This is a genomic window from Entomomonas asaccharolytica (assembly GCF_016653615.1).
In the GTDB taxonomy this organism is placed as follows: Bacteria; Pseudomonadota; Gammaproteobacteria; order Pseudomonadales; family Pseudomonadaceae; genus Entomomonas; species Entomomonas asaccharolytica.
Genome location: NZ_CP067393.1, coordinates 1086473 through 1109688, shown reverse-complemented (window position 1 = coordinate 1109688; position 23216 = coordinate 1086473). Strand labels below are relative to the sequence as shown.

Annotated in this window: 22 protein-coding genes; 12 read left to right on the top strand and 10 right to left on the bottom strand. The window is 35.7% G+C overall.

What is annotated here, in order from left to right; genetic code table 11:
- Positions 1-8: 8 nt before the first annotated feature.
- Positions 9-1028, bottom strand: a complete 1020-nt coding sequence (locus JHT90_RS05055; RefSeq protein WP_201094843.1) for an NAD(P)H-dependent glycerol-3-phosphate dehydrogenase — start codon at positions 1026-1028, stop codon at positions 9-11.
- Positions 1029-1287: 259 nt separating this feature from the next.
- Between JHT90_RS05055 and fabA the strand changes: the two genes are divergently transcribed.
- Both fabA and fabB read left to right on the top strand, forming a co-directional pair.
- A complete protein-coding gene (gene fabA / locus JHT90_RS05050) occupies positions 1288-1803 on the top strand; it encodes a 3-hydroxyacyl-[acyl-carrier-protein] dehydratase FabA (protein WP_201094842.1) in 516 nt (171 codons plus the stop codon).
- Between the two features lie 11 nt (positions 1804-1814).
- Positions 1815-3035 (top strand): beta-ketoacyl-ACP synthase I, encoded by a 1221-nt coding sequence (fabB, locus tag JHT90_RS05045; protein ID WP_201094841.1) that lies wholly within the window; start codon positions 1815-1817, stop codon positions 3033-3035.
- Positions 3036-3098: 63 nt separating this feature from the next.
- On the opposite strand, the gene JHT90_RS05040 is transcribed toward fabB, so the two are convergent.
- Entirely contained in the window at positions 3099-3752 is a 654-nt protein-coding gene (locus tag JHT90_RS05040) for an MlaA family lipoprotein (protein ID WP_236254095.1), read from the bottom strand.
- A gap of 351 nt (positions 3753-4103) precedes the next feature.
- On the opposite strand from JHT90_RS05040, the gene glnL reads away from it, so the two are divergent.
- Positions 4104-5180, top strand: coding sequence for a nitrogen regulation protein NR(II) (glnL, locus tag JHT90_RS05035; protein WP_201094838.1), 1077 nt, complete (start codon positions 4104-4106; stop codon positions 5178-5180).
- A complete protein-coding gene (gene glnG / locus JHT90_RS05030; protein ID WP_201094836.1) occupies positions 5177-6607 on the top strand; it encodes a nitrogen regulation protein NR(I) in 1431 nt (476 codons plus the stop codon). The genes glnL and glnG overlap by 4 nt, the downstream gene beginning before the upstream one ends.
- A 46-nt stretch (positions 6608-6653) precedes the next feature.
- Here the strand turns inward: glnG and JHT90_RS05025 are convergent, their stop codons facing one another.
- A complete protein-coding gene (locus JHT90_RS05025; RefSeq protein ID WP_201094834.1) occupies positions 6654-7844 on the bottom strand; it encodes an MFS transporter in 1191 nt (396 codons plus the stop codon).
- Positions 7845-8217: 373 nt separating this feature from the next.
- Here JHT90_RS05025 and JHT90_RS05020 point away from each other — a divergent pair, with 373 nt between their 5' ends.
- The 3 genes from JHT90_RS05020 to JHT90_RS05010 all read left to right on the top strand — a co-directional run bounded on the left by JHT90_RS05020 (position 8218) and on the right by JHT90_RS05010 (position 10340).
- Positions 8218-8526: an HU family DNA-binding protein gene (locus JHT90_RS05020; RefSeq protein ID WP_201094832.1), complete on the top strand. Its 309-nt coding sequence runs from the start codon at positions 8218-8220 to the stop codon at positions 8524-8526.
- A gap of 195 nt (positions 8527-8721) precedes the next feature.
- Positions 8722-9804: a hypothetical protein gene (locus JHT90_RS05015; protein ID WP_201094830.1), complete on the top strand. Its 1083-nt coding sequence runs from the start codon at positions 8722-8724 to the stop codon at positions 9802-9804.
- A gap of 134 nt (positions 9805-9938) precedes the next feature.
- Positions 9939-10340 (top strand): hypothetical protein, encoded by a 402-nt coding sequence (locus JHT90_RS05010; protein WP_201094828.1) that lies wholly within the window; start codon positions 9939-9941, stop codon positions 10338-10340.
- Between the two features lie 281 nt (positions 10341-10621).
- Here the strand turns inward: JHT90_RS05010 and dapD are convergent, their stop codons facing one another.
- From dapD to JHT90_RS04990, 4 genes are all read right to left on the bottom strand, one after another.
- Positions 10622-11656, bottom strand: a complete 1035-nt coding sequence (dapD, locus tag JHT90_RS05005; RefSeq protein WP_201094826.1) for a 2,3,4,5-tetrahydropyridine-2,6-dicarboxylate N-succinyltransferase — start codon at positions 11654-11656, stop codon at positions 10622-10624.
- Between the two features lie 17 nt (positions 11657-11673).
- Entirely contained in the window at positions 11674-12045 is a 372-nt protein-coding gene (locus tag JHT90_RS05000; protein WP_201094823.1) for an ArsC family reductase, read from the bottom strand.
- Positions 12046-12360: 315 nt separating this feature from the next.
- On the bottom strand, positions 12361-13311 hold the full coding sequence (locus JHT90_RS04995; RefSeq protein WP_201094822.1) for an adenosine deaminase: 951 nt from the start codon (positions 13309-13311) through the stop codon (positions 12361-12363).
- Between the two features lie 3 nt (positions 13312-13314).
- Complete coding sequence (locus JHT90_RS04990; RefSeq protein WP_201094821.1) at positions 13315-15237, bottom strand: potassium transporter Kup; 1923 nt, start codon at positions 15235-15237, stop codon at positions 13315-13317.
- Positions 15238-15685: 448 nt separating this feature from the next.
- On the opposite strand from JHT90_RS04990, the gene JHT90_RS04985 reads away from it, so the two are divergent.
- Entirely contained in the window at positions 15686-17899 is a 2214-nt protein-coding gene (locus tag JHT90_RS04985; RefSeq protein WP_201094820.1) for a hypothetical protein, read from the top strand.
- On the top strand, positions 17884-18723 hold the full coding sequence (gene nudC, locus JHT90_RS04980) for an NAD(+) diphosphatase (protein ID WP_236254048.1): 840 nt from the start codon (positions 17884-17886) through the stop codon (positions 18721-18723). Before JHT90_RS04985 ends, nudC begins: the two co-directional genes overlap by 16 nt.
- Here the strand turns inward: nudC and JHT90_RS04975 are convergent.
- Positions 18691-19467, bottom strand: a complete 777-nt coding sequence (locus JHT90_RS04975; protein WP_201094818.1) for a TSUP family transporter — start codon at positions 19465-19467, stop codon at positions 18691-18693. The genes nudC and JHT90_RS04975 overlap by 33 nt on opposite strands.
- A 15-nt stretch (positions 19468-19482) precedes the next feature.
- Complete coding sequence (locus JHT90_RS04970; protein WP_201094816.1) at positions 19483-19794, bottom strand: SCP2 sterol-binding domain-containing protein; 312 nt, start codon at positions 19792-19794, stop codon at positions 19483-19485.
- Between the two features lie 173 nt (positions 19795-19967).
- On the opposite strand from JHT90_RS04970, the gene sohB reads away from it, so the two are divergent.
- A complete protein-coding gene (gene sohB, locus JHT90_RS04965) occupies positions 19968-20996 on the top strand; it encodes a protease SohB (protein WP_201094814.1) in 1029 nt (342 codons plus the stop codon).
- A 36-nt stretch (positions 20997-21032) separates the two neighbouring features.
- On the opposite strand, the gene JHT90_RS04960 is transcribed toward sohB, so the two are convergent.
- The gene (locus JHT90_RS04960) at positions 21033-21899 is read right to left on the bottom strand and encodes an alpha/beta fold hydrolase (protein WP_201094812.1); all 867 of its coding nucleotides are present in this window, start codon (positions 21897-21899) and stop codon (positions 21033-21035) included.
- A gap of 154 nt (positions 21900-22053) precedes the next feature.
- Between JHT90_RS04960 and JHT90_RS04955 the strand changes: the two genes are divergently transcribed.
- Both JHT90_RS04955 and JHT90_RS04950 read left to right on the top strand, forming a co-directional pair.
- Positions 22054-22650, top strand: a complete 597-nt coding sequence (locus JHT90_RS04955) for an IMPACT family protein (RefSeq protein ID WP_201094810.1) — start codon at positions 22054-22056, stop codon at positions 22648-22650.
- Positions 22651-22763: 113 nt separating this feature from the next.
- Positions 22764-23204, top strand: coding sequence for a hypothetical protein (locus tag JHT90_RS04950; RefSeq protein ID WP_201094809.1), 441 nt, complete (start codon positions 22764-22766; stop codon positions 23202-23204).
- The last annotated feature ends 12 nt before the right edge of the window (positions 23205-23216 follow it).

The window sequence follows — 23216 nt, the reverse complement described above, 5'->3', positions numbered from 1 at the left end:
CTTTTATTTTAAAAACCTTCTGTTGAAATAAAATCAACATCTGTTTTAGGCTCTGCCAACATCAGTTTTTCAATCACTTTCTCTAAACTCATGCCACCAAATATAATGGCATATAAGCCTGTTACTAAGGGCATATAAATCCCTAACTCATCGGATTTTGCTTTTAATACTTTTAAAGTATTAACCCCTTCCGCCACTTCACCTAAGCGACTTACCGCCTCATCTAAGGATAATCCTTGTCCAATAGCATAACCCACTTGATAATTTCTACTTTTAGCAGAATTACAAGTAACCAATAAATCCCCTACCCCTGCTAATCCTAAAAAAGTCATAGGGTTGGCTCCAAGTTTTACTGCAAATCTTGTCATCTCTGCTAAAGCGCGAGTAATCAATGTAGCACGGGTATTTTCCCCCATCCCTAAGGCTACTGTCATACCAGACATAATGGCATATACATTCTTTAAAGCTCCGCCCAACTCAACACCATAGCGATCATTACTGGCATAAACCCTAAAAGTTCGGCTATGTAACACTTGTTGCACTTGTTGGCAAACAGTCACATCTTCACTGGCAATTACAGTAGCGGTTAAAGCATGTTCAGCTATTTCTCTTGCTAAATTAGGGCCAGATAACACACCTATCTTGGCTTGAGGTGCAAGCTCTTGCAGAATCTGACTCATTAATAAAAAAGTATTGGCCTCAATTCCTTTAGTCATACTGACTAATATTTTATTATTTAACTCATCAGCGATTGGCTTTAATACGTCACGTAAAGCACTAGAAGGTAAAGCAATAAACAATAAATCAGGTTGAATTACTTTAGCTAAATCAGTAGTAGGTTCAACATCTGTATGAATAGATATACCTTTTAAGTAACGAGGGCTTTGCCGTTCAGTACGAATAATCTCTGCTTGTTGAGCATCACGCATCCACATTAAAACTTTGTGGCCATTTTCTGCCAATAAATTAGCCAATGCTGTTCCAAAACTACCACCACCAATCACTGCTACAGTTCTCTTACTACTCATACCAAACCTATTTATTTACAGTAAATATCTAACTATGCAATATCATTTAATATTAAATTATTAATTCAATATTTTAGAATGTTTGTATTTTTAAATCATTAAAAGGTAAAATACCACTTTTATATATATAAACAATAGCCACTACTCGTTACATTACTAGATTATTTATAATCTTTTTGTGCCAATAGATAAGCATAATAGCTAATAGTTAGGTAGGTAGCTATAAACATTTTAATTATAAATGATCTAAGGAGTTTACATGACACCACAACACAGTTATTCCTATGAAGATTTGCTAAAATGCAGTCGAGGAGAGCTGTTTGGTCCGGGCAACGCTCAATTACCTGCGCCCAATATGTTGATGATGGACCGAATTATTAATATCAATGCTACAGGTGGCAAATATGGCAAAGGTGAAATCATTGCAGAATTAGATATTCGCTCTGATCTATGGTTTTTTCAATGCCATTTTATTGGAGACCCTGTAATGCCTGGCTGTCTTGGCTTAGATGCATTATGGCAATTAGTTGGTTTTTATCTTGGTTGGCAAGGCAATCCTGGTCGTGGTAGAGCGCTTGGTGCGGGTGAGGTAAAATTTTCAGGTCAAGTTGTTCCCACTGCTAAAAAAATAACCTACCATATTCATATTAAACGTACTATTAATCGTTCATTGATATTAGCCATCGCAGATGGTAGTGTTAGCGTAGATGGAAAAGAAATCTACACTGCTGACAGCTTACGTGTTGGCTTATTTACTTCCACTGACAACTTCTAAGGGTTATTCGTATGCGTCGAGTTGTGATTACTGGTTTAGGCATAACCTCTTGCCTAGGCAACGATAAAGAAACTGTTTCAACTAGTCTTCGCACTAGTCGTTCAGGTATCCGTTTTAATCCAGAATATGCGGAAATGGGGTTACGCAGTAATGTTTGTGGATCAATTGATCTAAATTTAGAAGAGCTTATTGATCGTAAAATTAAACGTTTCATGGGTGACGCTGCTGCTTTCTCTTATTTAGCAATGAGGCAAGCTATTGCTGATGCTAATTTAACCGAAGAGCAAATTTCTAACCCTCGTGTTGGTTTAATTGCAGGTAGTGGTGGTGCTTCTACCTTTAATCAAATGGAAGCGTTAGACACACTTCGTGAAAAAGGCATTAAACGTGTAGGTCCTTATCGCGTAACACGTACTATGGGTAGTACGGTATCTGCTTGTTTGGCGACCCCTTTTAAAATTAAAGGCCTTAACTACTCTGTTTCGTCAGCATGTGCTACAAGTGCTCATTGTATTGGTATTGCTATGGAGCAAATCCAAATGGGTAAACAAGACATGGTATTTGCTGGTGGTGGTGAAGAAGAACATTGGACACAATCATTCCTGTTTGATGCAATGGGTGCACTTTCTAGCCAATATAATGATACCCCTGAAAAAGCTTCACGTGCTTATGATGCTAACCGCGATGGTTTCGTTATTGCTGGTGGTGGTGGTATGTTAGTTGTTGAGGAACTGGAACACGCTTTAAAACGTGGTGCTAAAATCTATGCAGAATTAGTAGGTTATGGCGCAACTTCTGATGGTTATGACATGGTTGCACCAAGTGGTGAAGGCGCACTACGCTGTATGCAACAAGCATTATCTACTGTAACAGGCCCTATTGATTACCTTAATACCCATGGTACATCAACACCTGTCGGTGATATTGCTGAAATTAAAGCCGTTCGTGAAATGTTTAAAGATGGTAAAGTGCCTCCTATTAGCTCTACCAAGAGTTTATCAGGTCACTCTCTAGGCGCTGCAGGTGTACAAGAAGCTATTTATAGCTTATTGATGATGGAAGGTAATTTTATTGCTGGTTCTGCTAATATTGAAACATTAGATCCAGAAGTAGCAGACTTACCTATTCAAACCTCTACTGTAGAAAATGTAACATTAAATCAGGTTATGTCTAATAGCTTTGGTTTTGGTGGTACTAATGCAACATTAGTGTTTAAGCGTTTTGAAAAATAATTAGTACCTAATAAAAAAGGGGCTTAATTAGCCCCTTTTTTATTACTTATGTTCTTGGCTTAACTAGAAATCGTCTTCTACATAACCTTTGACTTTATATTCGCGAGTTTCTAAATAAGCATTACGTATAAAGATATAAGGATCGCCTACAATCATCTCTTCAAGGGATAATAAGCGAGCTCGCGTATCTAAAATCTCAGTACCCCAGATACTATATTCAACACCCCTATCATTAATATATGGTGTAATCTCCATAAAGAAATCTGGTACTCTGCCTGTAGCGTCTCTAACAGTACTCGGGCCAAAGAAAGGTAACACTAAATAAGGACCACTTGGTACACCCCAATGTGCTAGTGTTAAACCAAAATCCTGTTCATTACGCTGTAACCCCATTTTAGAGCCTACATCAAAGAAACCTAGCAAACCAAAAGTACTATTAAAGCCAAAACGTGCTAAATCTACACCTGCATCATGCAATTTTAGCTGTAATACATTATTACCAAAGTTTCGAACTTCGCCTAAGTTATCGACCATATTACTGACCCCAGTTTGTACAAACTTTGGCGTAATCTTTTGGTATCCTTTGGCAATAGGCTTTAAAGTATAACGATCAACTGTATCATTAAACTTATAAACACCTCGGTTAAAACCTTGCCATGGATCATTTGTCTGCGCCCAACAACTACCAAATACAGCGAAGCTCAAACAAACGCTCATACTAATTTGTTTAAAAAACTTATTGGCCTTTTTCTTCCCAGAGACCAGCTCCATAATTATCTCCAGCTTGTCAAATATTTTGTAAAGGATAAACCGCCATATTATATAGAATTAAACTCACCCACAGTAATTATATTATTCGATATTTAATTTTTTTATACCAAAGTTCAGTAAGAGTTTATATTGCACCATAATAAATTGTAAATGCACAAAAATAGTGCATAATTTGATTAATGATAATTTATTCCACATCAATCATAGGAAATTCTGGCTAACTAAAGATAATTTATTACGTATTTATTGTTGGTTTAATTCTTGCAGTATTTAATGCAAGTAATGAGATAACTAGATATGCCACTATCAACCACACTTAATAAATTGCTGTTAGATAATTTAACCACTACGGTTATTTTACTAGATAGTAAATTACATATTAAATACATTAACCCTGCGGCTGAGGTTATGCTTTCAACTAGCTTTCAACGCTGTGTCAATCTTCCAATAACTGATATTGTCTCTGAAAAAACAGAATCACTCACATTACAACAAGTACTTGAAAAAGGCCAAGCCTGTACCAAACATGATGCATGTTTATTGACTAGTAATAATCAGGAAATTATGGCTGATTATATTATTACCCCTATAACATCAGATAATAAAACACTTTTTCTTATAGAAATTATTGTATTGGACATTTTGAGAGTGTCACGTGAAGAGGTTATTCTCTCCCAACAAGAAGGTAATAAATTACTCATTAGAGGGTTAGCTCATGAAATTAAAAACCCTTTGGGTGGTATTCGCGGAGCTGCACAACTATTAGAACGAGCCCTAACAGATGATTCCTTTAAAGAATACACTAATATTCTGATAGAAGAAGCTGATAGATTATGTAATTTAGTCAATCGTATGCTAGGTTCCAATAAATTGCCTAACTATCAAAGTGCTAATATCCATGAAATATTAGAACGGGTTTATCAACTTGTTTCAGTTGAAAGCCAAGGCAATATACATTTAATTAAAGATTATGATCCCAGTATTCCTGAATTAACTGTTGATTCTGAACAGATTATACAGGCATTACTTAATATTACCCGCAATGCCTTAGAAGCATTACAAGATACAACAATCGCCAATCCAAAAATTATTCTAAAAACACGCGTGTTACGCCAGTTTACTATTGGAACAATCCGCCATCGATTAGTAATCAATATTGATATCACAGATAATGGCCCTGGTATCCCTTCTCATATTAAAGACACACTGTTTTTCCCCATGGTCAGTGGTCGACCTGAAGGTACAGGTCTTGGTCTGGCCATTACCCAAAATATTATTATCCAGCATAAAGGGGCTATCGAATGTCATAGCCAACCAGGCAACACTAAATTTTCAATTTTTCTACCCTTAGAATCAGGAACAACACTACTATGAATAACACTGAAAATGTTTGGATTGTCGATGATGATCGATCAATACGCTGGGTATTAGAGAAAGCGTTACAACAAGCAAATATGCAAACCCAGACTTTTGATAATGTTGATGCTGTGTTAAATGCCCTACAATACAATAGACCCCACGTTATAATTTCTGATATTCGTATGCCTGGTAGTAGTGGTTTTGATTTACTGGGCCATATAAAAGCTAACTATGCAGATATTCCTGTTATTATTATCACAGCACACTCTGACCTAGACAGTGCAGTAGCCTCTTACCAAAGTGGTGCTTTTGAATACCTACCTAAACCCTTTGATGTGGATGAAGCAATCTCATTAGTTAGACGTGCGTATATCCATAGCCAAGAGACAAACAAAGCAGCCCCAGTTAACGAACCTATTGAACCTGTCTCTGAAATTATTGGCGAAGCACCTGCGATGCAAGAAGTTTTTAGGGCTATTGGTAGACTAAGCCAATCAAATATTAGTGTACTTATCAACGGTGAATCAGGAACAGGTAAAGAGCTTGTAGCACAAGCACTACATCGCCACAGCCCAAGGGCAAAAGCCCCTTTTATCGCACTAAATATGGCTGCCATTCCTAAAGACTTAATGGAATCTGAGCTTTTTGGCCATGAGAAAGGCGCTTTTACTGGTGCAGCAACACTTCGCCGCGGTCGTTTTGAGCAAGCTAATGGTGGTACTTTATTTCTTGATGAAATCGGGGATATGCCCGCAGACACACAAACTAGGCTATTGAGGGTATTAGCAGATGGTGAATTTTATCGGGTGGGCGGGCATATACCTATCAAAGTAGATGTACGCATCATTGCGGCTACCCATCAAAATATTGAAATGCTTGTACAACAAGGGAAGTTTCGAGAAGATTTATTTCATCGACTCAATGTTATTCGCATTCATATACCTCGCCTATCAAACCGACGTGAAGATATCCCTGCTCTAACCAAACACTTTCTACAACATACAGCTAAAGAACTCGCTGTAGAACCAAAAGTACTTAAACCAGAAACCGAAGAATACTTAAAAAATCTTCCTTGGCCTGGCAATGTACGTCAACTCGAAAATATTTGCCGTTGGATTACTGTAATGGCATCTGGTAGAGAAGTACATATTGATGATTTGCCACCAGAGGTAGTTAATCAATCCAAGCCAGAAACGCCATCAGGTAATTGGCAACAAAATCTAAAACTATGGGCAGAACAAGCGCTTAAGCAAGGCCAAACCAATTTATTGGATGAGGCTATGCCAACTTTTGAGAAAGTCATGATTGAAGCCGCCTTAAAACATACTGCTGGCCGCCGACGCGAGGCCGCTGACCTGTTAGGCTGGGGTCGTAATACCCTTACCAGAAAAATAAAAGAGCTAAATATGGATGCCGATCATGCAGCAACAGATGAGGAATAAAAAATAGCTATCAAGGTTATGCTAAATTAACAGAATAACCTGTAAGCTAATTTTTATTAGTCCTCGCAGATCCTGCTAAAATTAGCACCAAAATACTCAATAGCAATAACGCAATAAACGCCAAATGCAAGCCTACAACATGGGCTAAAAACCCTATCATTGGCGGGCCTAATAACATCATCACATAGCCCATCATGGCTACTGAGGCTATGGCAGCCGCAGATGACATTTCTTTAGTTTTAAACTTTGCAGCTAATGTCAGTAAACAAGGGAAAATAATTGCCATACCAATACCCGATAAAGCAAATCCAACAATAGCAATAATTGGGAAATAACTAATTAAAGCAATAAATAACCCTAGTACTGAACAAGCAGCTCCCCATTGTATTGCTCTAACCGCACCCACATAATCTACCCAACGATCACCAAATAAACGGCCTAAAGCCATAGTTCCCGTAAAAAAAGCCAAGCCTAACGCAGCCAACCACTCTTGAGCGCCCATATTTTCAAGAAATAAAGCTGACCAATCTGCCATTGCACCTTCCACAAATACAGCAGCAGAGGCTATAAAACCGAGAATCCATAATTTACCTTTGGGCAAGACAATTAGTGGCACTTTAATCTCAGCCTTAATTTCATCCGTAATATTATCGGTTGAATGCAACAAATACCTTTGATTCATAACAACACCTATAACGAGTAAAATTGCCACTACCAAAAGATGATAAGCAGGTGTTATAGCAAACTTTGCTAATAGTCCACCTAATAGCGATCCTAGCATAGCACCTACACTAAAAATACCATGAAAGGATGACATAATTGATCGCTGATATAAACGCTCTAAGGCAGCTGCCTGATCATTCATAGAGATATCGATTAACCCCATACCAGCACCGAATAAGATAAAAGCGCCAGCTAATGCCCAGACGTTAGGAGCTATACCAATTAACAATACAGAAAATATTGTTAAATAAGCAGCGATAATGGTGGTTCTTCTACTGGAAAAATGTCCAATAAGAAAGCTAGACAGCAATGTAGCCGTTAAAGAGCTTGAAACAGGGCATAATAATAAAAATCCCCAGTCCATTTTGGTTAATTGTAATTTTTCCTGAATAAAAGGCGTGCGAACAGCCCAACTACTAAAACACATCCCTGCCACACAGAAAAAGAAAGCAATAGCAATACGTAATCTAGATAGATTTAATTGTTGAGCTGATAAACTAGATGTTAATGACATAAACCATAGTTGACCAATTAAGTAAGGGATGTATTGTACGGTAAACGGCTATTTTGTCGATTACATTCTTAGCTATAGACCTTATAGCCACTTCTAAAAACTCATTAATTAGTAGTAGATGGGTGAATTCAAAGATTTATACCCCTAAAAAAATTGATCTTCATCAGTAAGTTACCATTCCTGTGTAGCAGTTAGTCGCAAAAAACCAACTTTTTTGAAAAAATACCTTGAAAATGGCTTACAAAGTTATAAAATCTTTAATTATCTGCATTATATGTATTGATTATCTAACGCAGTTAAGGTAGTTTTATCCATACTCTGTTATTAGGGTATTATTTGCTTTAAACTTTTCCCATCATTAAGGAATATATGTATGAACAAAGCTGAACTTGTAAATGCAATTGCTAGCAAAGCTGAGATTACTCAAACCGAAGCTAATAAAGTATTAAATGCTGTATTAGAAACTATTACTGAAACTCTAAAAAAAGAAGAGTCTATTGTATTAGTAGGTTTTGGTACTTTTGAAGTAAAAGCTCGTGCTGCACGTGTTGCTAGAAATTTAAGAACTGGCGAACCAATGACTATCCCAGCTAAGAAAGTTCCTAGTTTCAGAGCAGGTAAGGGTTTAAAAGAAGCTGTTAATCAAGCTAAAAAACCTGCTGCTAAAAAGGGCAAGAAATAATCTAACAACTTTGATTATTTTAAAATAAAAAGCAGATAGCTTTAAAACTAGCTGCTTTTTATTTCTCTCCCCCTGCAAAACTTCCCCTTCCCTACAAAAACTTTAACTATTTCACAGTATACAAAACAATTTTAGATACTCTAATGTTTTATGAGTATAATTGCTCATCATTAAAATTCACAATTGGGATGTAATATGACGTTTTCGCTTAAACCATTGGCAACTATACTGCTATCTAGTGTTGTTTGTTTAAGTTTTGCTCAAACAATTACACTACCAGACCTAACAACAACTGTTGATCAAGTTAAACAAAACTTACCTAAACAACTTTCTACGGATTTATTGTTAACTGATATTAACTACAATCACCAAAAACAAATCCTTATCTATACAGCCACAGTGTTAAATCCTCAACGTATAAGTAATAAAAATGAACAAGATAAGGTTGTTAATGAAATTTGTTACAACCCTACTTTACGATCTGCAATAAATTTAGGTTTAACGGTCAGTTTCTTTTATTATGGAATTAATAAGGATCTTTTAAAAAATATTGTTATCACAGAACCCTCTTGTGAACTTAACTTTAAACAATTTGAAAGCCAATTAAATAAAGATCTTAAACAATTAAAAACCACCCTCCCACAACCACTAAATAGCCAACTTACTGCTTTCAATATTGATTATGATTCTGAGCAGAAAATTATCTCAATTGATGCTAAGGCAAATAAACCATCGATTGATGTCAAAACTATTGATAAAGAATACAATACTAATTTAATTTGTAATCATCCCTATTTTTCTGAATTAACAAAAAAGTATATTAGTTTTTACTTAAAATATTATGAAAAAGATGAAAAGAAACTAGTCAAAGATTTTGCAGTAGATATAAGAGACTGCCAAAAGCCTGTTGGTGAAGAAGTTACAGGGGATGATTTAGATAAACAATTAACTGCTGAAGCTAAAAGTATTAAACAAAATCTTAATACCCTAAGCAGTGAAACCATCCAACTTACTGATGTTGGCTACAATCCAAAAGAACGAATTATATGGAATAAAGCCATTATTAAAAAACCTAATATTACGGCTGCTCAAATCAATCCCAATATGAATATTGCTGGGTTATGTAAAAATCAAACTACACGCCAAACGATAAACAAGGGTATAACCTATCAATATAGTTACTATGACCTAAACAATAATTTATTGACAAGTTTTGCTGTTGATAGAGAAACTTGCCAATCATTTGATCAAACAACCAATATACTGTTGCAAAAATAGCGTTTTGTTGCTGCTACCCTTTTATATTTAAAGGGTAGCCAGCTATATATGCTTAAAACTATAACCCCTTTATTTATTTAATATCTTTTTTATAATAAACACTATTCCATAAATTCTAATTAGCCGAGATTACTATGCCTGAATTTTCAGATATTTTTATTGCTAAAAATCCAGAAGATGCTGTTAACTACAACGTGTTAGAGCAAAGCTATCCTCATATCGCACTCAATGATGTTACTGATTATGAACTTAGCGCTTTATGGGCAAGCCTGAGTAATAGCCGTGTTAAAGAAATACATGAGTTAGAATTTATTGAATTAGATTCAGATGCCATTCTTTATAGACTACCTGAAGCTTTTTTTAAAGCAATTGTAGCCTTAGAAGATACCGATTTAAGATCTGTAGCAGCCATTTGGGCTGAACATGATGAAATTCACTGGCGGTTACCTCATGCTCAACAGAAGTTAGAAGAAATAAGAGCCTTAGCCAAACAAGCACAACAAGAAAACAAAGAATTGTACTTAATGTTAGCCTAGACCAAATATAGGACCAATTAAGGAATGGATAGTAAACAACAAGATTTAGTGGCAGCTTGAAGACAATATGTGCACTTATCTACAGATACTGAAACAGCTTACAGTGTTGCAACATGACATGGACAACCAGTTATTTTAAAAATTAGTAGTGCTGAAATGTATAAGCAAGGTTACCATTTTTACTTAGCTGATAATGGGGTATGGCTAACAGAACATATACCTGTTGCTTACATTCAGCAGCAATCAAAAAAAATCCCTCAAACGAGGGATTTTTTTATAATTTAATTATTATCATGTAAATCGGTATTTAAAGAAATTTTTTGTTGTTGATTTTTACACTCAACTTGTCCTGTTTCAGAATTACGGCGGAATAATAAATCATCTTGTCCTGCTAATTCTTTTGCTTTAACAATATTTATTACTGTATTAATGCCAGATAACATTGCAACTTTAGTACCTGCTGTAATATACAAGCCAGCTTCAATAGTACAATTATTACCTAATGGAATACCAATACCTGCATTAGCACCAATTAAACAATTTCTACCCACACTGATAACTATATTGCCACCACCTGATAATGTACCCATTGTAGAACAGCCACCACCTAAGTCTGTACCTGAACCTACAAAAACACCTGCTGAAATGCGTCCTTCTACCATATTTGGGCCTTCTGTACCTGCATTAAAGTTAATAAAACCTTCATGCATAACAGTGGTACCTTCCCCTAAATAAGCCCCTAAACGCACCCGTGCTGTATTGGCAATACGAACCCCTGATGGAATAACATAATCAGACATTCTTGGAAACTTATCAATAGAAGTAACTTTTAAATCTCTACCTTTGATACGCTCTTCTAATTGACGCTCAGCTAATTCCTCAACATCAATCGCCCCTAGGTTGGTCCAAGCAACATTAGGTAGTAAACCAAATATACCCGTTAAATTAATACCATGTGGTTTAACTAAGCGATGTGATAATAAATGTAATTTTAAATAAGCTTCAGGTACTGAACGAGGCTCGCTATCCTCAGCTAATAATACCGCTACTAACGGCTTATTACTTTCAGCTAAACGTGTTAGTAATCCTGCTTGTTTTTCATCAACTTGTTTTAATGTCGCTGCTAATTCTGCTGCTTGGGTTACCGTAATACTGATTGTTTCATTCCCACCTTGGTAGCCTATCATAGGTGTTATTGCATCAGTTAATGCAGTGCTAGGACTAAACACTGGTAAAGCATAATATACTTCTAACCATTCCCCTTTACGATTCTGCGTTCCCACCCCAAAAGCCATACTAAATAATGTTTTTGACATAAAATCCTCGATCTCTATTATTTTAAACTTAATACTTGATCATACTCTTCAGCTTTAAAACCTAATAATGTCTTATTACCTACATCTAAGACAGGGCGTTTTATCATTGAAGGTAGTGCAATCATTAAGTCTATTGCTTTACTTTCTGTTAAATCTTTTTTCTGCTCATCAGTCAACTTTTTAAAAGTTAACCCTGCTTTATTAATAACTTTTTCCCAACCGTGTTCTTTACACCATGCTTGTAAATGCTTTTTATCAATTCCTTGTTTTTTATAATCATGAAATTGATAACTGATATGATGTTCATCTAAATAAACAAATGCTTTTTTCATGGTATTACAATTTTTAATACCAAAAATGGTTATTGTATCATCCTTTTTAGTTGTCATTTTATCTACTCTAATCACTTCATTAACACCTGTATAAGATAACATAAAACCAATGTTTTTCTTAGCATAAATCTTAATCACGTAAAACTAAATCAATCATTAAGTTATAATAAGGCACAGCAACTACAGTATTTTTTTATAAACTATTTTGATTACATTTATGGTAAATAAAACCCTATCTCTGAACAGTAGATAGTATTATCGTAAATGCTTATAGAGGGATTGATGATATAAAATATGGTAAGAATTAACCTATTTATTTAAGAATGGAAAATGCCTTAATTATAATCAATTAAGGCAGCTTATAACTGAAAGCTATTTAACTAATCGAGCATCAAAACTATTTTGGATTAACTGTTCTGCTTGCTGCTGTGTCATTGCTAAATGATCAAACATCGCTTGGAAATTCTCATTGATATAACCACCAAAATAAGCAGGATCATCAGAATTAACCGTTACCTTCACACCGCGATCTAACATATCTAAAATAATATGTTGCTTCATTTCATCAAATACACACAATTTAATATTGGATAGTGGACAGACTGTTAATGGTATTTGTTCATCAATTAGGCGTTGCATTAAACGCTCATCTTCAATTGCTCTAACACCATGATCTATTCGCTTAACTTTTAATAAATCTAATGCCTGCCAAATATACTCAGGTGGCCCTTCTTCACCTGCATGGGCAACAGTTAATAAGCCTGCACTACGAGCCTTATCAAACACACGCTGAAACTTACTGGGAGGAAATCCCACTTCTGAGCTATCCAAACCAACAGCAATAAAATGATCTTGGTATGGCAGGGCTTCCGCTAAGGTTTTAAAAGCTGCTTCTTCTGATAGATGCCGTAAAAAACATAAAATTAAGCCACTACTAATACCCAATTGTGATTTAGCATCTTGCAGCGCCTTACTAATACCAGTAATAACTACTTCCAATGGTACACCACGATCCGTGTGGGTTTGAGGATCAAAGAAAGGTTCCACATGGGTTACACATTGCTCTTTACACTTTTGTAGATAAGCCCATGTTAAATCATAAAAATCTTGCTCTGTTTTTAATACATTGGCGCCTTGATAATAGAGATCAAGGAACTCTTGTAAATTATTAAAGTTATAAGCCTTACGTAAACTTACTACATCATTCCAAGGTAGCTTGACTCCATTACGTTGCGCTAATTTAAACATTAGCTCTGGCTCTAAAGATCCCTCAATATGTAAATGTAGTTCTGCCTTTGGTGTTGTGTTTAGCCAATCTTTCATCACTTATATTTCCACTTGTGTACCAAGTTCGATCACTCGGTTCATTGGTAAATTAAAATAACGCAAACTTGCACTCGCATTCTTCATCATAAATGAAAACAATGCTTGACGCCAACGTGCCATACCCATTTTTGAAGGAATAATAGTTTCTCGGGTTAAATAATAGGTGGTTGTCATATTATTAAAATCTAGCTCAGGTAAATGGCACTGTTGTAATGCCTTTGGTATATCAGGCTCTTCCATAAAACCATAATGTAATACAATGCGATAAAAGCCCTCACCAAATACTTCAACCTTAAAATGCCTATCTGGATGCACCCTTGGCAAATTATCAACGATTACCGTTAATAACACGATTTGCTCATGCAAAATCTGATTATGGATTAAATTAAGCAATAGCGAGTTAGGAACCACATCTAAACGTGATGTTAAAAATACCCCTGTACCTTGTATTCGGTGTGGTGGATTTATTTGTATGCTAGAAATAAAAGCAGGTAATGGTAAACTGTTTTCCTCCAAACTTTTTGTTAATAAAGCGCGGCCTCTTTTCCAAGTGCTCATAATAATAAATAGCACAATACCCACAATAATAGGGAATTCACCACCATGCATTACTTTAGGTAAATTAGCAGCAAAATAAAGTGCATCAACAATAAAGAATGCTAGTAATAAAGGAATAGCCAACCAAAGTGGCCATCTCCAGAGTAACAACACTACACTAGAAACCAATAGTGTTGTAATAATCATCGTTCCTGTTACAGCGATACCATAGGCTGAAGCTAGTGCAGAAGAAGAACCAAAGCCAAAAATTAGCAATACTACACCAACCATTAGCGACCAATTGATAAAAGGAATATAAATTTGCCCTTTCTCATCACTGGACGTATGACGAATCAACATATTAGGTATATAACCTAACTGAATAGCCTGTTGTGTTAAAGAGAACGCTCCAGAGATAACGGCTTGCGAAGCAATCACAGTAGCTAAAGTAGCAATCAAAATTAACGGCATTAAAGCCCATTCAGGCGCCAATAAGAAAAAAGGATTATGTTTAACACTTGGGTCTAGGAGAATCATTGCGCCTTGACCAAAATAATTTAGCACTAAGGCTGGAAATACAAAGAAAAACCAAGCACGAGAGATTGGCGCTCGACCAAAATGTCCCATATCAGCATACAGTGCTTCCGCCCCTGTTAAGGCTAAAACCACAGCACTTAAAATAAGAAAACCCACTGCCTTATGATAGTAAATAAACTCAATCGCCCGCATTGGATTTAACGCTTTTAATACCACGGGATTATGGATAATGCCATATATTCCTAATACCGCTAAGGTTAAAAACCACAACATCATAATAGGCCCAAAAAGCCTTCCTATATGGGCTGTACCAAATCGTTGAAACAAAAATAAAACAATCAAAATAACAACGGCCAAAGGCACAATAAATTGATCTAACCCTTTAAAAGAAGGTATTAACATTAACCCTTCAACTGCTGAAAGCACAGATACAGAGGGAGTAATCATACTGTCCCCATAAAAAAGACCTGCCCCAAATAATCCTAACAAGACGATTACTTTACGCAGTTTGGGATAGTTTTGAGTGGCTGTTTGGGCTAAAGCGATCAACGACATTGTACCACCCTCACCTTCGTTATCCGCTCTCAAAATAAAAATGACATACTTAAAGGAAACAACCCACACTAAAGACCAAAAAATCAGGGATAATATGCCTAATACACCTATTTCATTAGTCGTAATACCACCAATATGAAACACTTCTTTTAATGTATATAGGGGACTGGTACCAATATCACCATACACCACCCCCATAGCACCTATTAATAATGCACTGGTTACCTTTTTTGTTTTTTGATTAGTATTCTCTGATAAATTCTGACTTTCTGAATGTTGTGTTGTGTCAACCATAATAAAATAATACTCAGCATAAAATGCATTTAGCCTAAAACCTGTTGTACAAGTAATAGCAATAATTAATATATACATCCAGTTATTTAAATAGTTCCACTTTCAGAATCTTTTATTTAATTAAGCTCTATTGATATTTCTCATAACATCGCTAATTAACTAGATTAACCAACAGATTAGATATTTACTAATGGAATAGGTATAATGTACCTTAATAGCATTATTAACCCATGTAACATACAATGACTTTAATAGCATAACGACTTAAAGTGTTTTGTTAGAATAAGACTTAAGGATGTATTGTTTAACGGTTAGCAGCTAAACCATTAATAATGCAATGGAAGGCATTTGAGTAATAATTCGATATGAATAGATTACATGCAAATTACCTTCTACATAACAACATGTTTTATGTGTTTACCCCATTAAATTATGTAGGCAAGTTTCAATGACTGATTTGGCAACACCCACAACACCAAAACAAATGAAAACAATCATAACTCTTCTTAACCTAGTTAAGAATGAGCTATTTATCACCATTGACCATGCTGAACGCTGTTTAGAAATGTTTATTTCTGAACGTCAAAGCAATGCTTCTCTACAACAGTTTATCCAAGCTTTACAACAGATCCGTGGCTCTTTAACATTAATCGAGATTTCTGGTGCTACTACCTTAACTGACCTTATGTTAGAGCGTGCATTGGCTATTCCTACAGAGGCGGATGGACAATGGGATAACACCTTAAGCACTTTAAGTACGGCTATTTTCACCTTACGCCGTTATTTAGAAAACTTTGAAAATTATCCTTATCCCTTACCAGAACTATTGCTTCCTGTTATCAACGAATTACGATTAACAGATAAAAAACCACCATTGCCTGATAGTTATTTTGCTGATATTTCTATTATACAGCCTCCATTACCCAACCCATTACCAGAGACTATCGATTTAGCTCTGTTTGGTAGGTTGCGCCAAATGTATCAGATTGGCTTATTAGGCTTAATTAAAGACGAAAACAGGGAAGCAAGTTTACGTATGATGTCCAGATCTATGGATAGATTACAAAAACACCTTGATGATGAAAATGCTGCCAGACTATGTTGGGTGACTTCTGCAGCGATTGAATCATTTACTGATTCAAGAATGACAGCCTACCCTACCCGTAAAAAACTATTTAGCCGTGTAGATCAGCAACTACGTAAAACTCAAATAAACCATGAATCAATTAATGAATCATTGTTAAAAGACCTACTATACATAGTTTCTTTGGATAATGCCTTTGGTATAAAGGCTCTCACTGTATTTGGTGCATTTAATTTAGCTCCTCTACCCTATAATAATAAAGTATTAGAAGCGGAAATGAACAAACTAGCAGGCCCTAGCCAAAGTGCTATTTGTTCTTTTACAGCAGCGGTAAGAGAAGAGTTAGTACAAACTCAATACTCAATAGATGCATTTACTAGCCGCAGTGCAGATCATCAAACACTTACTGAGTCTTTACTAAATAACCTAGAACACCTTATTAAAACTCTTTCATTGGTTGGCCTACAATCGGCTGAAACCATGTTAAAAGAACAGATTGGAATATTGGAATTAAATAAAAATGAAACCGACCTTAGCCCTAGTATCTTAGATAAATTAGCAGATGTAATACTGCATGTAGAAGGTATTATTCTAAATTATGAAACCACAGCTTCTTGTGATGATAATGAAAAATCAATGGCTAGCAATCCTGATGCCGTAGAAGATACTATTAATCAATATCTTAAACAAGGTCGTTCGCTTGCCATTCAAGAGTCTTTAACTGGTATTGGCACAGCCCAACAAAACATAATGGGCTATGTTGAATCTAAGGGTGATAAACAATACTTAGAAAAAATGCCACAAATCTTAAATGAAATTTATGGCTGTTTACTGTTTCTTAACCAAGAAAGAGCAGCCAAAATCATTCGCCAATGTAACTACTACATTGATACCAAAATGTTAACCACAGATACTTTACCAGATACCCAACAACTTGATAACTTGGCTGATATTTTTGCTAGTCTCGAATTCTTTATGGAAACAGGAACATTAAATTCAAATGTTGTTGCTGATAATAAAGTATTAGACCTAGCTGAAGAGAGTTTAGCGACACTCAATGTACCTGATATTGAGATTCCTGCAGCTCCAATTGCACCTGCTGTAACAGCTAAAAAAGCGAGAGCAATTCCAACATTAGACACAGTAGCCCCCGAAGCTATAAATAATAATGCTAAGCCTGCCAGTTTATTCACAGATGTTTATGACGAAAAAGCAATAAACAATAATACTGAAACATTACAAGAGTCAAAAGACTTAGATTTTAATCTTGATGATTTTTCTTCCTTTAAAGTTGATGTGACTGCTAGTCAAGAAGAACAAAAAACAGCGACTATAGGTAACACTGATATTATTAAAGAACCTACAGCAGCAACACCTGCCCCTACAGTTGAAACGACTAAAGTAGAAGAAAAAACTCTAGCGGATATATCTGCGTCATCAAAATTATCCTTAGAACCAATTGCTCAAACCGATGAAAATAAAGAAGAAAAACCAGCGACAAAACCGCAATCTACTGAAAAGGTACAGAGTGATGATGATATTAAGTTTACAAGGCCTGAAAATTGGACTCTTTCGTAAAAGCTAATATTCCATTACAAACAACTCAAAAGAACTTATTATTGATCTATGCAAATAATCAGTTTTTATGTACAGACCAATATCAAGTTCTTTTTGTTTTAGATGATCTATTCTCATCGATTAATCAAGTTGATCATCAGATAATTAGCTTAGGTTTATGGAATAATATTCCTGTTCATCTTGTTATTTTAGATAAGCAATACTCCTTACTATCCCACACCCACTGGCAATCATTACGGCCACTAATGTTGCAAATAGATCCTATCACTTTTAAATTGTTGGGTTATGCTGCACAATTAGCTACATGGGCTATTGATTATAAATTCTGTGGCCGTTGCGGTAGTAGAATGCAGCACAATAGCAAACAGCATCATATGTATTGTGTAGCCTGTAACAATATAGTTTATCCACGCCTTAATCCCTGTATGATCATTCTTATCACAAGAGGCGATGAAATATTATTGGCTCGTTCACCGCGTTTTGCTAACAACATGTATAGCACTTTAGCAGGCTTTGTTGAAGCAGGTGAATCTGTAGAGGATTGCGTACATCGTGAAGTACATGAAGAAGTAGGCATTACCATTAATAATTTACGTTATATTGGCAGCCAAAACTGGCCTTATCCCTACTCTTTAATGCTAGGCTTTCATGCTGATTATGCAGCTGGAGAAATAACACCTCAACCTGATGAAATTGAAGATGCCCAATGGTTTACTATTAAAAAACTTCCAGAACTTCCACCTAAACAAGCTATTTCAAGATACTTAATAGATCTTTATATCGCTGAAAAATTAGCTACCGCCAAACCAACCTTTCCACACTAAACGAATAGTAATAGCCATTACCACACAAATAAAAATAGGTCTTATAAGCTTAGAGCCGCCTTTAATGGCACTGTTAGCACCTAAATAAGCCCCCATCATTAAAGCCAACCCCATACAAAGACCCAATAACCAAGCCACTTGGTTATAAGCAATAAATACAGCTAATGCCATGCCATTACTGACAAAGTTCATGGTTCTTGCAACGCCACTGGCTCTCAATAAATCAACAGGGTACATTAATAATGTACTTACCATCCAAAAGGCACCTGTACCAGGCCCTGCAATCCCATCATAAAACCCTAATGTAAATCCCTGAGGCAATTGTCTAGGCTTTTTGATAATTACATTGTCAGCCATCGTTTTATTAGGTGTTTTTGAAAATAGAAAATACAGACCACAACTAAAGACAATAATTGGCAAGAATTTTTCTAAAAAACTGGCTGATAAATTATGTGCAATCACAGCACCTATTACAGCACCTACAGCTGTTGCTAATAGATTAGGCCACCAAAGTTTAGGTAAAAATAATTTCTTTCGATAATAAGCAAAGCTAGCAGTAGCTGAACCAAAAGTTGCACTTAACTTATTAGTCCCTAATACTAGGTGAGGAGGTACTCCAGCAGTTAATAATGCAGGCACCGTAATTAAACCTCCTCCACCAGCAATTGCATCAATAAAACCTGCAATAAAAGCAACAACCGATAGTATTAATAATAACTCAGGACTGAGAGAAAAAGGATCCAAGTAAACCTCTACTTACTATATAGAAAATAATTGGCTTAATTGCATGGCTAACAATGGGTTACCATCGATTCTTAATTTACCTGTCATCAATGCCATCATTGCATTCAATTCTTTATTTAACATTGCCTTGAAGTCTTGTTTATCCATACTTAACGTAACATCAGCATCATTGACAACACCTTCAACAATAACACAAGTGCCATCTTTTACTTTCAAGCTATAATTTTGATAACCTTCAATCATAAACTGAAACGTTAAATCTTTTCCTTGAGCAGCTTCTGGGTTAAATTTTGACTTTAATTGTTCAATAATTTCATCAGCACTCATCAATAAACTCCTTTAACTATTATTAGTACTTAAAAAAAGTAATTAGTTTACATCAGATAATAATTTTTTCATTAAATTATCTTTCAAACTATATAATTAGCATACCGATCCTTTTTTAAAATCTGTACAATGTGCGTTTAACTACCAATTTTATTCATTCTGGGGAAAATACAGTGGCTTTTTTATTAGAATATGCTAGTTTCCTTTTAAAAACAGTAACACTCGTTATTGCTATTATTGCTGTGCTTATATTTATCGTCAGCTTAAAAAGCCGTAAACATGAAGCTCAAAAAGGCCAATTACAAATTCAAAAAATTAATGAGCATTTTGATAAACTTCATGATCAACTCGAAGAGGCTATTTTTGAGAAAGACGTTCTAAAAAAACTCAAAAAAGAAAAAACAAAGCAGCAAAAAGCGGATAAAGGTAAACAACCAACAACCAAATCTAGAGTCTTTGTTTTAGATTTTATAGGTGATATCAAAGCGTCTGCGGTTGAAAATTTACGTCAAGAAATAACTGCGATTTTGACTATTGCCACTCCTGCTGATGAGGTAGTTGTTCGTTTAGAAAGCCCTGGTGGTATGGTGCATAGCTACGGATTGGCGGCCTCGCAACTATCTAGAATTCGTGAAGCCAATATTCCATTGACAATATGTGTGGACAAAGTTGCTGCTAGTGGTGGCTATATGATGGCCTGTATAGGTAACCGTATTTATTCTGCACCTTTTGCTATTTTAGGCTCTATTGGTGTCGTGGCCCAAATACCCAATGCTCATAAACTATTAAAAAAACATGATATTGATTATGAAGTGATGACAGCGGGTGAATATAAACGCACCATGACTATATTTGGTGAAAATACTGCCAAAGGTCGTGAAAAATTCCAAGAAGATTTAGAAATCACTCATCAACTTTTTAAAAGCTTTGTAGCAGCCAACCGCCCACATCTTAATATTGATGAAATAGCCACAGGTGAAACATGGTTGGGTACGGCTGCCTTAGAAAAACATTTGGTTGATAGTATCGTCACCAGTGATCAGTACTTAATGGATAAAGCTAAACAAGCTGATATTTACTGTGTTCATTATGTTATCAAGAGAGGCCTACAGGAAAAAATAGGCTTTGGTGCTGCAGCTACTGTAGATCACGTATTAACCAAAGGATTAGATCATCTCAATCAATTACGTTTTTGGCGTTAATTGCTATTGATAAAGGTGAGTTTTAACTCACCTTTATCATATTAAAAAACAATCATTAAAATAATCCGCTACCTCTTGTGCAGATTGTTCAGTATCTAAATGTAAATGATGGCCACCTTCTAATACCTCTACTTTACAAGTATTTAATTGTGCTAAACGCTGCATAAAATGCTTATTTTCAATTAATAAACCTTGTTTAGCTAAAATCAAATGGGTGGGGCAAGTTATTTGCTCCGCATAAGACCATGCCGCATCATCCGTTAACGGAAAAGGTGAAGGGATCATTAACTGACTATCAGAACGCCAACTATACCCCCCTGCTACAGCCTTAGCACCTCTTTCCATTAGCAAACTGGCTGCTTCATAACTGATGGGTACTAATCCTTTTTGTCGCCTTTGAATCATAGTATCTATACAATCATAAACTTTCACTGTTTGCGGCTGAGAAAGTGATTTAGCAAACCCTAACATAGCATGCTGTAACTGCTGAGGAAATTCTGTAGGCTGCTTAGAGTAAGCAACTAAACCATCTATTAACATTAATTGTTTAACTAAATCTGGACGGATAGCCGCAGTCATTACAGAAATGATAGCCCCCAAAGAATGCCCTAATAATGAACATCGCTGCCAGCCTAGTTTATGTATCACGGCAACTGTACTAAATACAGCTTCCCACAATTGATAGCCTGTTCCTGCAGGTTTATGTTGCGAAAAGCCATGCCCCATTAAGTCTATGGCAATAATACGCATACCTTTTAATTTTGGATTTAAACGCACAAAGCTCATGGCGTTATCTAACCAACCATGTAGTGCTAATACAGGTTCTCCTTGAGGATCACCATACTCCAAGCCTGCTAGTTCAACATGAGGTAATTGAATTCGTACTTCCTTTGCATCAAACATCTTTTACCACTACTCCTACAACCACTGACAACTAAAATTGCTATTCAATTCATTATCTTTATAACATTATTGCTTATTCGTATAGCACCTACTAGTGATTAATTGATATTATTAATAATTAACCTTTAAAACATGAAATATTTCACTTTTTGTTATGGCTTTTACTTTATCAGAACCTTTTCAAGTTATCGAAGAAATAAAAAAAAGTCGCTTTCTCGTACAAGTTGCTCCTATCAGTACAATTGAACAAGCTTCTGAGTTCATTGAAAAAGTCAGTGATCCAACAGCAACACATAATTGTTGGGCGTGGAAAATAGCTCAAAACTATCGCTTTAACGATGATGGCGAACCCTCAGGTACAGCAGGTAGACCAATACTAACAGCAATCGAAGGCCAGCAATGTGACTCTATAGTAGCAATTGTTACGCGTTGGTTTGGTGGTATAAAATTAGGCACAGGCGGTCTTGCAAGAGCATATGGTGGCAGCGTTGCTCGCTGCTTACAGCAAGCACCCCTTATTGAATTAATTCCTCGTATTTCTTGCCAATTTAGCTGCTACTATCATGAATGGCCTTTATTAGAAAATAGGTTAAACTCTCTAGAGGCGACAATTGAACAACAAAATTTTGATGCAGAAGGAATATCATTATTATTAGCACTACCTAAACAAAATATCTCCACACTCCAACAATTATTAAATGATTTAACTAAAGGAAGGGTTCAAGCCAATATTCTTCATAATAACAACTAACTAGCTGTTTGATGCCTGATAATATCCAATGAATAAGTGGATTAACCCTATACAAACGCTATTTTCTAAGTACAATATGCACCATATTTCTATAAACAATAGTCCACTTCTTTATGCTAATACGCTTATTATCTTTCTACTTAATGGTCTTCTCAGTAGTAGCGTTTTCTGATGAGGGTACCTCACAATCAAACTTCCCTCCTCCCTATACTACTGATACAACCGTTACAGGGCAGTATTATTTCGCTTATGAACATTTTATTAAAGATGCTTATATTACTACGCCTATTAATGGTAAATTCTATTTTAAAATTTTTAGTGCTCAAACCCCTACTCATTCGGCAATGACTGTACAGTATTATAATGAAGTAGATGGAGTTGCCACATTTAATCCACAAGGTGTTGGTGTTTACTCTAGCCCTCATAAAAACTGTAATCTGTATTTTTTCTTTAAACCACCAAAACTTGTTATAGAGCAAGAAAAAACTTGTGGAATGCCAGCAGAATTCGGCATTGAGGCTAGAGGAATTTATACACAACTAGAGCCTTTTTAAAAAAACTGGGTA

Excerpts from the sequence above, each read along its gene's own strand:
- fabA (WP_201094842.1), top strand. The coding sequence starts at position 1,288 with ATGACACCACAACACAGTTATTCCTATGAAGATTTGCTAAAATGCAGT.
- JHT90_RS05015 (WP_201094830.1), top strand. The coding sequence starts at position 8,722 with ATGACGTTTTCGCTTAAACCATTGGCAACTATACTGCTATCTAGTGTT.
- dapD (WP_201094826.1), bottom strand. The coding sequence starts at position 11,656 with ATGTCAAAAACATTATTTAGTATGGCTTTTGGGGTGGGAACGCAGAAT.
- fabB (WP_201094841.1), top strand. The coding sequence starts at position 1,815 with ATGCGTCGAGTTGTGATTACTGGTTTAGGCATAACCTCTTGCCTAGGC.
- JHT90_RS05025 (WP_201094834.1), bottom strand. The coding sequence starts at position 7,844 with ATGTCATTAACATCTAGTTTATCAGCTCAACAATTAAATCTATCTAGA.
- JHT90_RS04995 (WP_201094822.1), bottom strand. The coding sequence starts at position 13,311 with ATGAAAGATTGGCTAAACACAACACCAAAGGCAGAACTACATTTACAT.
- JHT90_RS04970 (WP_201094816.1), bottom strand. The coding sequence starts at position 19,794 with ATGAGTGCTGATGAAATTATTGAACAATTAAAGTCAAAATTTAACCCA.
- JHT90_RS04955 (WP_201094810.1), top strand. The coding sequence starts at position 22,054 with ATGGCTTTTACTTTATCAGAACCTTTTCAAGTTATCGAAGAAATAAAA.
- JHT90_RS05040 (WP_236254095.1), bottom strand. The coding sequence starts at position 3,752 with ATGAGCGTTTGTTTGAGCTTCGCTGTATTTGGTAGTTGTTGGGCGCAG.
- JHT90_RS05055 (WP_201094843.1), bottom strand. The coding sequence starts at position 1,028 with ATGAGTAGTAAGAGAACTGTAGCAGTGATTGGTGGTGGTAGTTTTGGA.
- JHT90_RS04950 (WP_201094809.1), top strand. The coding sequence starts at position 22,764 with ATGCTAATACGCTTATTATCTTTCTACTTAATGGTCTTCTCAGTAGTA.
- JHT90_RS04985 (WP_201094820.1), top strand. The coding sequence starts at position 15,686 with ATGACTGATTTGGCAACACCCACAACACCAAAACAAATGAAAACAATC.
- JHT90_RS04990 (WP_201094821.1), bottom strand. The coding sequence starts at position 15,237 with ATGGTTGACACAACACAACATTCAGAAAGTCAGAATTTATCAGAGAAT.
- JHT90_RS05020 (WP_201094832.1), top strand. The coding sequence starts at position 8,218 with ATGAACAAAGCTGAACTTGTAAATGCAATTGCTAGCAAAGCTGAGATT.
- JHT90_RS04960 (WP_201094812.1), bottom strand. The coding sequence starts at position 21,899 with ATGTTTGATGCAAAGGAAGTACGAATTCAATTACCTCATGTTGAACTA.
- glnL (WP_201094838.1), top strand. The coding sequence starts at position 4,104 with ATGCCACTATCAACCACACTTAATAAATTGCTGTTAGATAATTTAACC.
- glnG (WP_201094836.1), top strand. The coding sequence starts at position 5,177 with ATGAATAACACTGAAAATGTTTGGATTGTCGATGATGATCGATCAATA.
- JHT90_RS05000 (WP_201094823.1), bottom strand. The coding sequence starts at position 12,045 with ATGACAACTAAAAAGGATGATACAATAACCATTTTTGGTATTAAAAAT.
- JHT90_RS05010 (WP_201094828.1), top strand. The coding sequence starts at position 9,939 with ATGCCTGAATTTTCAGATATTTTTATTGCTAAAAATCCAGAAGATGCT.